Consider the following 12,679-nt stretch of genomic DNA (forward strand, 5'->3'; position numbering starts at 1 on the left):
TTTTATCAACTCTTGTAAGACATTTATCACAACATTTTTTTGTGCTTTCAAATAGCTCTACACCATCTATTGCAACAACCTTTAACCCATCTATAGTACCACCTCTAAAAACCTTATTTTTTATAGTAGTTTTAATTATATGACTATGAATTCCTTTTAATCCATCTAAATCAAAACCACTGAAACACCGCCTGACAGAGTCAATGCGTGGAGTTCTAGTTTTTTTAGGTAACACTTTTTTAAATTTACCTTTTTCAAGCCAATGGTCTAATCTATTGAAACTTCTTATTTGAAGCATAAATCCAAATAAAACAATAAAAGCAATTGTTGAAATTTTTACTTCTGATTTTACTCTTTTATCTTTTAAGGTATTGATTTTTTCACCTATATGGTATACCTTATTAGTATAGGTGAGTAATTGTTTCAAATAACTCTTGCTCATTTTATCAGCATCCTTTTTGTGTGAATTTCTAAACAAAACTATTATAAAAAGGATGCTTTTATTTTGCAACTTTTTTCTCTATAATTTCCAGTAAAAATCGGAAAATCTCATATTTCCACTGATTATTCTTAAATTCTTATAAATCAATGGGCTACCAACCTAAAAAATTTTTAAGTGCTAAACTTCTGTAAAAATTTTTAACAATTATTAAAAAAAATATGCTTAGTCTTTTTTTGAAAAATCATATGTAATTAAGTGTAAAATTTGGCATTTAATTTTTGCTTGATAGATAGATCAAACTAGATTTTGCTCTTTAGAGCTGATATTGTGTCTGAATACTTTCATAATTAGGTAAAATGTGCTACAATTATGTTAAACTATGTTTTAAGAGGGTGACTAAATGAACACTGTTAGGGTAATTATTAATGGGGTGGAATATAGTTTGAAAGGTGAAGAAAGAGAAGAGTATTTGCATAAGGTAGCATCATATGTCGATAAAAAACTTACAGAAATAAAAGAAAATAATAACAAATTAAGTACTAGTTCAGCTGCTGTACTTACTGCGGTTAACATTGCGGATGAGTTATTTAAAATAAAAAACGAACTGAGTGAATTGTTTAAGAAGGTTGAAGAAATTTATAATGATGATAAAAGAATAAAGGAAGAAAATATTTCTTTAAAAAAACAGCTTAGTCATTTAGAAAATTATAATGCTGAATTGACAGAAAAAATTAAAAAAAGTAATAATAATGAATATATACTAAGATTAGAAGGAGATATTAAGAAATTAAATGAGCAGATTACTATAATGGGTGAGGAATCTAAAAAGTATTTGCAAGAAATACAAATGTTGAAAGAAGAAAACAAAGCTATAAAGATGAAAAATCAGTCGTATAATAGCGAAATTATAAGCTTAAAGAAAGATATACTCGAAAAGGAAATAGAACTTACTAAAGAAAGAAAGATGAGAAATCCATTGAAGAAAGCGGATGACATATAAGAACACATTTTATTGTAGAATGTGTTCTTTGTTATATTTTTTTTGAAATTAGCATAGTAATTTTAAAAAGGCAATATAAAAATCTTTAGGGGGAACTTTTAATGAAAGTACTGCTGTGTGTTAGGCAGGATTACTATAGAAATTTTGCATCAGATTCAATGCAAGTTATGCAGGTTGCAAAATATCTTAAAAAATTAGGGGTAACATTTGAGATAAACAATGGTGAAACAGTCGATTATTCTTCATATGACATAATACATCTATTCAACTTAAATTCTACTGGAGAAATATATAAGTATTATAAGATAGCACATCATTACAGAAAAACAATAGTGGTTTCGCCAAATTATTGGGATTTGAGTAGATATTATGACTATGTTGGTGATATTGAAGGATTAAAATTATGGAGAAGATGTAAACCATATAGAGATGAAATATTGAAGAAATGTAACATGATATTTTGTAATAGTAATATTGAAAAAGAGCATTTAAAGAAAGAATTTGCTTATATTGCACCATGTAAAATTGTGCATTATGGTGTTAATGCAGAAAATGATGACATTCCTTTATACAATTTTAAGGAAAGGTATATGCTAGATAAATATATTTTATGTGTTGGTAGGATATGTGAAATTAAAAATCAGTACGTTTTGGCTAAAGTTTGCAGTGAAATGGGTATAGAACTTATATTGATAGGAAATGTAGAAGATAGAAAATATTTTAAAAAGTGTATGAGATTCAAGAATGTTAAATATTTTGGATTCATGGATAGCTATAACATATATAATGCATATAGATTTGCAAAAGTTCATGTGAATTGTAGTTTTGCTGAAATGCCAGGGTTATCTTCATTAGAGGCGGCTGCAAGTGGTTGCACAGTTGTTTCAACTGAAGAAGGATGTTCTTATGAATATTTTAAAGATATGGCAATATACAATGATCCATATGATGAAGAAGATATATTTAATGCTATTAACATGGGATTACAGATGAAAAAGAGTACAAGGCTCAAAAACTATATTGCTAACAATTTTTCTTGGGAAAAGTATTGTGGTAGAATATATGAATATTATGTGCAGTTATTATAAGAACACAGACACATACTGATATTACGTTATTACAGTATGTGTCTGTGTTTTTTGTAATATTTATTAATATATTCTTAGAATTATTGTATAATAAGGAGTGGAAAGTTAAAACAGGGTTTAAAATAAGGAGAACATGTATATGAGAAAGATTGAATTATTAGCTCCAGCAGGAGAAATGAATAGCCTTATTGCAGCAGTTCAAAATGGAGCGAATGCAGTTTACATAGGTGGAAGCAGATTTTCAGCAAGAGCGTATGCAGGTAATTTCAATGATGAAGAAATAGTTAAGGCAGTAGACTATTGCCATTTATATGGTGTTAATGTTTATGTGACTTTAAATACTTTATTAAAGCATACAGAAATTCATGATGCATTAAAATACTGTGAATTTTTGTACAACATTGGAGTTGATGCTTTAATTGTTCAGGACACAGGTCTTATATATTTAGTAAGAAAATATTTACCAGAATTTGAACTCCATGCATCTACTCAAATGACGGTGCATAATGCAGAAGGTGCATTGTTTCTAAAAGATTTAGGTTTAAAGAGGATAGTTTTGTCTAGAGAACTTACATTGAGAGAAATAGAGTATATTTCAAAAAAGTTTAAAATAGAGACAGAAATATTTATTCATGGAGCATTGTGTATTTCTTATTCTGGACAATGTTTAATGAGCAGTATAATAGGAGGAAGGAGTGGAAATAGAGGAAGGTGTGCACAACCATGTAGATTACCATATAAACTTGTAAATTTAAATAATGGTTTAGAAAAAAAAGGATATTTAATGAGTCCTAAGGATATTTGTACTATTAACGATGTTGCTAAAATAATAGAAAGCGGTGCTGCATCACTAAAGGTAGAAGGAAGGATGAAAAGACCAGAGTATGTTGCTGGTGTTATAAGTGCTTATAGAAAGGCAATTGATAGTTTTTATGATAATAGTCATTTTGATGTATATGAGCAACAAAATAGATTAATGAAGTTATTTAATAGGGAGGGATTTTCTAAAGCGTATTTATTTGGCAATACAGGAGCTAGTATGATGGCTTACAATTTTCCTAAAAATACTGGTATTGAAATAGGTAAAGTATTAAATAACAATTATGTTCAGTTGTTTGGAAATTTAGCAGTCAAAGATGGAATAAGAACTGAAAGTGGAGGATTTACAGTAAATAAAATAATCAGGAATGGAAAAGAAGTATATGAAGCATATGAAGGAGAAAATGTTATAATCAAACCATCTAATTATAGTAAAAATGAAATTATATTCAAAACATATGATTATAAATTGTTAAATGAATTATATCAAAGCTACAAAAATATGTTTGATAAAAAAGTAGCAGTGACAACTAATGTGTTATTTAAAGTTGACAAACCTATTTCTTTGGAAGCTGAGTATGATGGTGTTACATTTAAAGTGGAGGGAGATATCGTACAAAAAGCTATAAATAAACCGCTAAATAAAGAAAGGTTAATAAAAAATCTAAATAAGGCTGGAGATATATTTATAAAAATTGAAAGTGTAAATTTTGAAGTGTTTGAAGAAGGATTTTTACCTATTTCTGCAATCAATGATGTTAGGAGAAAGCTGTTAATTAAAATTGAAAACCATATTAAAAATAAATTCAAAAGAAACAAGAAAATTGATATAAAAAATATTGTAAAAACAGAGAATGAAAATATATGTGATAATTTTACACAAGAAAAAAATATGCCACAATTGTTAGTAGTAGTTAATACAGAAGAGCAGTTTAGAGCTGCACTTGATGAAGGAGTGCAGGATATTGCTGTTACTTTATTTAATAAAAATGGTAATATAAATTTTCATTCAGAAAAAGAATTTAATCTATATTTCAAAATACCTAATATAATTAAGGACTATGAATTTTCAGAGGTTTCTAAAATTATTGAGGAAAATATTAACTCTATTAATGGATTAATAACTGCTAACTTAGGTATAATAAATAAGTTTAGAGGTAGAACGAAAATAATAGGGGATTACAAGCTAAACATATTTAATGAATACAATTTTAAATTTTTTAATGATATTCTTGATGGGGCATATTTAAGTGTAGAGCTTAACAAAAGTGAAATAAAAGAAATAATGAAGTCGTGTAATAACTTTTCATGTGGTATTATTGTATATGGAAAATATGAAATTATGGTTTCAGAGTATTGTGTTATTGGTTCTGTTTTTGGTGGAAAAACTGAAGAAAAAAATTGCAGTGGAGAATGTACAAGAGGGAAATTTGTTTTAAAAGATAGGATGGGAAAAGAATTTAAATTAAAAACAGATAAATTCTGTAGATGCTATATATATAATAGTGTTCCTACCAATTTGATTGATAACATTGATGAATTAAACAGAGAAAATTTAAAATCATATAGAATAGATTTAATTGATGAGAATTATGAAGAAACAATATGTGTTATCAAAAGTTTTAAATATAAGAAATGGTTAGGGGAGAAAAAAGAGTTTACAAGGGGACACTTCAAAAGGGGAGTAGAATAGAGAAAATTGTTAAAAGGTGGTTTTGTTATGAATAAGAAGAGCTTAAGAATATTGGAATTTGACAAAGTGAAGGAAAGAATAAAGAAATATGCTCAAACATCAGCAGCTAAAGATATTATTGATGGTTTAGAGCCTTATGATAGTGTTTTTGAAGTAAGACAGCATTTAAAAGAAACAGATGAAGCATTTAATTTGTTAACTAAAAAAGGTAATCCTCCATTTGAAGGTTTATTTGATGTTAGAGAAGCTATAAATAATGTTGGTAAAGGGGCTACTCTATTTCCTGGGCAATTGCTAAAGATTGCACAATTATTGCGTTCTGCAAGAAGATTTAAGAGCTTTATAGCTCATAAAGAAGATGAAGAGGGATATCCAGTTTTAGAAGATATTTGTGCTGGTATAGTACCACTAAAAAGAATTGAAGAAAAAATATTTAATGCAATAATAGGCGAAAATGAAATAGCTGATAGGGCGAGTTCAAAGTTATTTAATATTAGAAAGACGTTAAGGGAAAAAAATAGTTCTGTAAAAGACAGAGTTAATGCTATGGTTAGATCCAACTCTAAATATTTACAAGAAAACTTATATACTATACGAGGTGATAGGTATGTTTTACCAGTAAAGGCAGAACATAAATCAAGTGTTCCTGGATTAGTTCATGATCAAAGTTCATCTGGTGCCACCCTTTTTATAGAACCTATGAGCTTGGTCAATCTTAATAATGAAATTAAAGAATTGAAACTTAAGGAAAAGGCCGAAATTGAAAGGATTTTAGCCGAGTTATCTTCTGATATATATGATAATATAAATGCAGTTAGAAACAATGCAAATATAATATGGGAGCTTGATTTTATTTTTGCAAAAGCACATTATGCATCAGATTTGGATTGTATTCTTCCCATTATAAATGAAGATGGAATAATAGACATTATAGATGCAAGACATCCACTTATAGATGCTAAAGAAGTTGTACCAAATAGCATATATTTAGGTAGAGAATTTACATCATTGGTAGTTACAGGACCAAACACAGGAGGAAAAACAGTTACACTAAAAACAATAGGAATTATTGAAATAATGGCAATGAGTGGATTATTAATACCAGCAAAGCAAAATTCTATTGTGAGCTATTTTGATGAAATATTCGCTGATATTGGTGATGAACAGAGTATAGAACAAAGTTTATCCACTTTTTCGTCACATATGACAAATATCGTTAACATAATAGATAAAGCTGATGATAAATCGCTCGTGTTATTTGATGAATTGGGTGCAGGTACTGATCCAACTGAAGGTGCGGCTCTTGCTGTTTCTATATTAGAAAATTTAAGAAAAAGAAATTGTAAAATTGCAGCTACTACTCATTATAGTGAACTGAAAGGATATGCTTTAAAAACTATTGGTGTTGAAAATGCATCTGTAGAGTTTGATGTTGAAACATTGAGACCTACATATAAATTGCTTATAGGTGTACCGGGGAAATCGAATGCTTTTGAAATTTCGAGAAGACTTGGATTACCAGAGTATATCATTAGCTATGCAAAACAGAATATATCGAAAGATACAATGGAATTTGAAAATTTAATTCAGAGCCTTCAGGATAAAAATATAAAAGCTGAAAAGGATGCAAGAGAAGCAGAAATTTTAAAGATGGATGCTGAAAAATTGAAAAATAGGTATGCTCAAAAACTTGAAAAGCTTGAAAACATAAGAGAAAAAGCAATTATTGAAGCACAGAAAGAAGCAAAAAGAGTGATTAGAGAAGCAAAACATGAGGCAGATGATATACTTAAAAATATTAGAAAACTAGAATCAATGGGATATTCTTCTGATGTTAGACAAAAGCTAGAAAAAGAAAGAAAAAAATTGAAGGATAAATTAGATATAGCAGAAGAAAATTTAGCTAATAAGTCAAAGAACAAGGGACAAAAATTGAAGAGCGTAGAGGAGGGGCAGGAGGTTTTATTGTCTACTATAGACCAAAAGGTTATTGTTTTGTCTAAGCCAGATAAAAAAGGAGAAGTACTTGTCCAAGCAGGCATAATGAAGATAAATGTTAAATTAGATGATTTAAGAGCAATAAAAGAAAGCAGTAGTGCTACTTCAAAAGTGAATTATTCTAAAAGAGAAGCTAAATTGAATATGAATATGGTTTCATCTTCGGTTGATTTGAGAGGAATGGATTCTGAAGAAGCAATTTATACAGCAGATAAATATCTAGATGATGCGTACTTAGGTGGCTTAGGAGAGGTAACAATAATTCACGGTAAAGGAACAGGCGTTTTGAGAAAAGCTATCACGAATATGCTTAAAAAGCATCCTCATGTTAAATCCTACAGAATTGGTAGTTATGGAGAAGGAGGAACTGGAGTTACTGTTGTTGAACTTAAATAGAAGTTATCATTGTTGAAATTTACAAAAGAATAGGAGAGTGATTTTGTGATTTTGATTAGTGCATGTTTGTGTGGAATTAATTGTAAGTATGATGGTGGAAATAATATAAATGAGAAAGCACTAAAACTTTTAAGAGAAGGAAAAGCTATTTTAGTTTGTCCTGAGCAGCTTGGAGGGCAGTCAACACCTAGAGCACCTCATGAAATACAAAATTCTACTGGAGCAGATGTTTTAGATGGTAAGGGTGTGATTTTAGGTCCTGAGGGTGATGATGCAACACAGGAATTTTTAAAAGGTGCATATGAAACATTGAAAATAGCTAAAGAAGTTGGAGCGAATGTTGCGATTTTAAAGGCAAGAAGTCCATCTTGTGGATTTGGTAGAATTTATGATGGTTCTTTTACAGGTAATAAGAAGGATGGTAATGGTGTTACAGCGGAGCTATTGTCGAGACATGGAATCAAGATTTTTACCGAAGAAAATATTGATGAATTTTTAGAAGAGTATGAGGCGTATTCAGGAAAATAACTAACATATTTGAATTGTTATTTTCTTTTAAACGCTTGAGTAGATATTGTTCGGAGGGATTAAAAATGAATTATGATGAAGTTTTGAAAAATGCTAAAGAAAACTTAAATGGAAGTTGTAGGGTATGCAGAGTTTGTAATGGAGTTGCATGTGCTGGAGAAGTACCAGGAATGGGTGGAAAAGGTACTGGAGCAGCATTTATGGAAAATATTAAAGCGCTTAACGAATACAAACTTAACTTGAGAACAATACATGATGTTAAGGAACCTGATTTAGAAATTGAAATGTTTGGGCATAAAATGAGTTTACCAATATTTGCAGCACCTGTATCAGGAACTACTCTGAATATGGGAGGAAAATTTACAGAAGAAGAATACATATCATGGGTAATTGAAGGATGTCTAAATGCAGGTATATATCCTATGGTAGGAGATACTGCAGTAGATTCATTTTTAATTACCAATCTAGAACAATTGAAAAAGAATGATGGTAAGGGTATACCATTTATTAAACCGTGGGAAAACACAAATGTTATAAAGAAAATTAAAATGGTTGAAGAATCAGGTGCATTTGCAGTAGGTATGGATATTGATGCTTGTGGATTAATCACACTCGCACTTCATGGAAAACCTGTTATGCCTAAAACTATTGATGATATAAAAGAAATTGTTAATAGTACAAAACTACCATTTATTTTAAAAGGAATTATGACTGTTGATGAAGCTGAACTTGCTATTAAAGCAGGAGTTTCTGCAATAGTTGTTTCAAATCATGGTGGAAGAGTGTTGGATCATACACCAGGTGTTGCAGAAGTTCTTCCTAAAATAGCAAAAGCAGTCAAGGGTAAAATTACGATCTTAGCAGATGGTGGTGTAAGAAGTGGTGTGGATATTCTAAAAATGTTAGCACTTGGAGCTGATGCAGTGCTAATAGGTAGGCCTTTTGTTACTGCTTCGTTTGGGGGACAGACAGAAGGAGTAAAAATTTATATTGAAAAATTAAAATCTGAATTAAAGTCTGCTATGATACTTACTGGGTGTGAATCTGTTAAAAATATTGATGAGAGTATATTATACAGATAGTACAAAGAGTGAAATATAAAATAGAATAATTATTTTTATAGAGATTGGTAGTTATTTTGCCAATCTCTATTGTTGTACTTTAGCAGATTACATTGACAAAAGATGAACATGTATTATACTAAAAATGAGAGATAATTTGCAAAAAATATTTTTAGTGTGGGGGTAATACCATGTTTAACAATTTTCAGGAAATTAAAAAATTTATTAAAGAAAATGATGTCAAGATGGTAGACTTTAAAGTTGTAACACTTCAAGGTAAATGGAGACATCTTACTATACCAGCAGAAAGGCTTAATGAAAAGACATTCACAGATGGGATAGGATTTGATGGTTCTAGTTATGGATATTTGTCAGTTGAAAGTTCAGACATGCGTTTTGTTCCAGACATGGCAACAGCGTTTATTGATCCATATTGCAGTGTAAAGACTTTAAGTATGATTGCAAATATTTATACAGTTGGAAAAAATGAAGGAAGATTTTCAGGTGATCCTAGATATATTGCAGAAAAAGCAGAAAAATATATGAAAAATTTAGGAATAGCTGATGAATATGTAATTGGACCAGAATTTGAATTTTATATTTTTGATACAGTTAATTTTGGCGTTGAAAATCATCATCAAGAGGTACATATTGATTCAAAACAGGCACCATGGAATACAAATTCTAAAGAAGATAATAAAGGATATAAAGCTCCATTCCAGGATGCATATCATTTGGCACTTCCATACGATTCAAGTAATGATTTAAGAAGTGAAATAGCTTTAAAAATGCAGGAAATGGGTATTGATGTTAAATATCATCATCATGAGGTTGGTTCTGCTGGACAGTTAGAAGTAGAAGTTGAATTAGCACCTATGTTTAAAATGGCAGATAATACAATGATGGCTAAATATGTAATTAAGAATGAAGCTATTGCTCATGGTAAGACAGCTACATTTATGCCAAAACCATTATATGGGGAAGCAGGAAGTGGAATGCATGTTCATATGTTGTTGAGAAAAAATGGAAAGAATATGTTTTATGATGCAAATGGATATTCAGAATTAAGCCAGGACGCATTGTACTTTATAGGTGGAATACTAAAACATTCTAAGGCATTGTTAGCGTTTACAGATCCTTCTACAAATTCTTATAAGAGATTGGTTCCAGGTTTTGAAGCACCTGTATCAATTTGTTTTGCTACAGGAAATAGAACTGCAGTAATTAGAGTTCCAGGTTATGTTAAAGATCCTGAAAAGAGAAGATTTGAATTTAGGCCTTCAGATGCAACTGCTAATCCATATTTGGCGTATTCAGCAATGCTTATGGCTGGAATTGATGGAATAAAAAATAAGATTGATCCAACTAAAGAAGGATTTGGACCTTATGATGTGAATATTTTTGAATTGCCGGAAGAAGAACAAGCTAAAATTGAGGCTCTTCCAAAATCACTTGATGAAGCTTTGGAAGAATTAAGAAAAGATCATGATTTCTTGTTCGAAGGCGGAGTTTTTGATGAATTTTTCATTAATAACTGGATAGATTATAAATACAACAAAGAAGTTAAGAAAGTTATTCCAGTTCCTTCACCAGTTGAGTTCCAATTATATTATGATCTGTAATACTGTTATGTACTAGGGTTTCTCTGACTAAGTCACAATATGTTTTGGCGACTAGCGACTTTGTTTTAGTCTCCAGTCTCCAATCTCTAATCTCTAGTACAGATTTGTAACTTGATAACCAGTATCTTATTAGGTACTAGGTGCTGGGAGGGAAAGGAAGGTACTAGGGTTTCTCTGACTAAGTTACAATATATTTTGGCGACTAGTGATTGGCGATTAGTGACTTTGTTTTAGTCTCCAATCTCTAGTCTGCAGTACAAATACTGTTTCCTATTCCTTATTCACTATTCTCTAATAAGGTTGTCGATTTATACTTAAAAATCTGAAAATAAATAATCTTTCGAAAGGGCGGATAATATGGTTAAAAAATTAGAGGAAATATTAGAGCTTGCTAAAAAGAGAGAAAAAAAAGTAATATCTGTAGCTGCAGCACATGATAAGCCAGTATTAGAAGCTGTATGTGAAGCGGTTAAATTTGGAATAGTAGATGCAATATTAGTTGGTGATAAAGAAAAAATTGTTTCTATTGCTAAAGATGAAGATTTGGACTTAGGTAATATGGAAATTATTGATGAAAAAGATGTAGTTAAAGCTGCTGCAAAAGCTGTTGAATTTGTATCACAAGGTAAAGCACATTATATAATGAAGGGACTATTAGGAACTTCAACACTTTTAAAAGCAGTGCTAAATAAAGATGCTGGATTGAGAGGGAAAGGTCTTTTATCTCATGTTATGGTTTATGATGTTCCAGCGTATCATAAATTGCTTTTCTTAACAGATGGTGGAATGGTTCCATACCCAGAACTTAAAGATAAAATAGAAATAGTCAATAATGCTGTAAAGGTTGCTCATGCATTAGATATTGAAAACCCTAAAGTAGCTCCTATATGTGCTGTTGAGGTTGTTAATCCTTCTATGCAAGCTACATTAGATGCTTCAGCACTTTCACAAATGAATAAAAGAGGGCAGATTAAGGGGTGCATTATTGATGGTCCATTAGGATTAGATAATGCTGTATCAATTGAAGCTGCTAAGCATAAAGGCATTGTTAGTGAAGTTGCGGGAGATAGTGATATTTTACTTGTTCCAAACATTGAAGCAGGTAACTTTTTAGGTAAATCTCTTACTTATTTTGGTAATGCAGTTAATGCAGGTGTTATTATGGGAGCTAAGTGTCCAGTTGTGTTAGTTTCTAGGGCAGATACTGCAAAATCTAAATTATATTCAATAGCATTGGGTGCAATTATTTCTTAAATATTTGTAAATATAATTTGAGGAGGATACAGCTGTTGTTTAAAAAATGCTCAAACTTAGACAAAATTAACTAGAATTATTTGATATGTATATAAACTTTTGATATTATTATATCAGAGGTGAGAGTTAATGAAAGATATGATAGATATATCAAAAGCAAGTCAAATGCTTGGTGTATATACTAAAACATTAAAAAGATAGGATAATGGAGGGAAATTTAAAGCATATAAGACTCTAGGTGGACATAGAAGATATAAATTATCGGATGAGGAATAAAATCAAAGAAAACTATCAATGAATTAGAGAAAGAAAGGCAGGAGCAAAGTATTAATGAAAACAACAATGAGAGCAATATTGATAAATCTAAATGACAAACAGAAATCAATAATTGATAATATGATGTTAGTATTTTGCACTGCAATAAGGTTTTCTTTCAAAAGACTTCTTGAAGGTGAAATAAAAAAAGGTGAATTAGAAAAAATAGTAGCGCATAAATATAATTTAAATATACGTCAAGCTAAAGATGCCGTTGAGAGTGCAAGACAGACAATAGTTTCTCAGAGAGAATTGCTCAAAGAAAATAGAGATAATTATAAAAAGAAAGTTAAGGCTACTGAAAAACAGTTAAAAAATGATAAATTATCTCAAAATAAAAGGAATGCTTTAAAAAGTAAGCTCGATAAAAGAAAAAGAAGATTAGCCTATTTTCAAAAACATATTGATAATAAAACTATTCCCCCTGTTACATTTGGTACTAAAAAAATGTTCATCAAAAGAT

The 12,679-nt window shown here is 30.2% G+C and carries 8 protein-coding genes and 2 pseudogenes; 9 read left to right on the forward strand and 1 reads right to left on the reverse strand.

Annotated features, from left to right (window positions below; translation table 11 throughout):
- Positions 1-442: pseudogene (locus CLTEP_RS12030) on the reverse strand (transposase); the annotation flags it as partial.
- Between the two features lie 400 nt (positions 443-842).
- Between CLTEP_RS12030 and zapA the strand changes: the two are divergent.
- The 9 genes and pseudogenes from zapA to CLTEP_RS12075 form a co-directional block, all read left to right on the forward strand.
- Positions 843-1,442 (forward strand): cell division protein ZapA, encoded by a 600-nt coding sequence (zapA, locus tag CLTEP_RS12035; protein WP_066827040.1) that lies wholly within the window; start codon positions 843-845, stop codon positions 1,440-1,442.
- Positions 1,443-1,543: 101 nt separating this feature from the next.
- The gene (locus CLTEP_RS12040) at positions 1,544-2,530 is read left to right on the forward strand and encodes a glycosyltransferase family 4 protein (RefSeq protein ID WP_066827047.1); all 987 of its coding nucleotides are present in this window, start codon (positions 1,544-1,546) and stop codon (positions 2,528-2,530) included.
- A 139-nt stretch (positions 2,531-2,669) separates the two neighbouring features.
- On the forward strand, positions 2,670-5,042 hold the full coding sequence (locus CLTEP_RS12045) for a U32 family peptidase (protein ID WP_066827048.1): 2,373 nt from the start codon (positions 2,670-2,672) through the stop codon (positions 5,040-5,042).
- Between the two features lie 27 nt (positions 5,043-5,069).
- Complete coding sequence (locus CLTEP_RS12050; protein WP_066827049.1) at positions 5,070-7,436, forward strand: endonuclease MutS2; 2,367 nt, start codon at positions 5,070-5,072, stop codon at positions 7,434-7,436.
- Between the two features lie 45 nt (positions 7,437-7,481).
- A complete protein-coding gene (locus tag CLTEP_RS12055) occupies positions 7,482-7,964 on the forward strand; it encodes a 2-thiouracil desulfurase family protein (protein WP_066827052.1) in 483 nt (160 codons plus the stop codon).
- A gap of 65 nt (positions 7,965-8,029) precedes the next feature.
- Positions 8,030-9,046 (forward strand): alpha-hydroxy-acid oxidizing protein, encoded by a 1,017-nt coding sequence (locus CLTEP_RS12060; protein ID WP_066827054.1) that lies wholly within the window; start codon positions 8,030-8,032, stop codon positions 9,044-9,046.
- 170 nt (positions 9,047-9,216) lie between these two features.
- Positions 9,217-10,647 (forward strand): type I glutamate--ammonia ligase, encoded by a 1,431-nt coding sequence (gene glnA / locus CLTEP_RS12065; protein WP_066827056.1) that lies wholly within the window; start codon positions 9,217-9,219, stop codon positions 10,645-10,647.
- A 357-nt stretch (positions 10,648-11,004) separates the two neighbouring features.
- On the forward strand, positions 11,005-11,901 hold the full coding sequence (gene ptb / locus CLTEP_RS12070; protein ID WP_066827058.1) for a phosphate butyryltransferase: 897 nt from the start codon (positions 11,005-11,007) through the stop codon (positions 11,899-11,901).
- Positions 11,902-12,231: 330 nt separating this feature from the next.
- Positions 12,232-12,679 (forward strand): annotated as a pseudogene (locus tag CLTEP_RS12075) (IS200/IS605 family accessory protein TnpB-related protein); the annotation flags it as partial.

Source organism: Clostridium tepidiprofundi DSM 19306 (genome assembly GCF_001594005.1).
GTDB lineage: Bacteria > Bacillota > Clostridia > Clostridiales > Clostridiaceae > Clostridium_AC > Clostridium_AC tepidiprofundi.

Excerpts from the sequence above, each read along its gene's own strand:
- zapA (WP_066827040.1), top strand. The coding sequence starts at position 843 with ATGAACACTGTTAGGGTAATTATTAATGGGGTGGAATATAGTTTGAAA.
- CLTEP_RS12045 (WP_066827048.1), top strand. The coding sequence starts at position 2,670 with ATGAGAAAGATTGAATTATTAGCTCCAGCAGGAGAAATGAATAGCCTT.
- glnA (WP_066827056.1), top strand. The coding sequence starts at position 9,217 with ATGTTTAACAATTTTCAGGAAATTAAAAAATTTATTAAAGAAAATGAT.
- CLTEP_RS12040 (WP_066827047.1), top strand. The coding sequence starts at position 1,544 with ATGAAAGTACTGCTGTGTGTTAGGCAGGATTACTATAGAAATTTTGCA.
- ptb (WP_066827058.1), top strand. The coding sequence starts at position 11,005 with ATGGTTAAAAAATTAGAGGAAATATTAGAGCTTGCTAAAAAGAGAGAA.
- CLTEP_RS12060 (WP_066827054.1), top strand. The coding sequence starts at position 8,030 with ATGAATTATGATGAAGTTTTGAAAAATGCTAAAGAAAACTTAAATGGA.
- CLTEP_RS12050 (WP_066827049.1), top strand. The coding sequence starts at position 5,070 with ATGAATAAGAAGAGCTTAAGAATATTGGAATTTGACAAAGTGAAGGAA.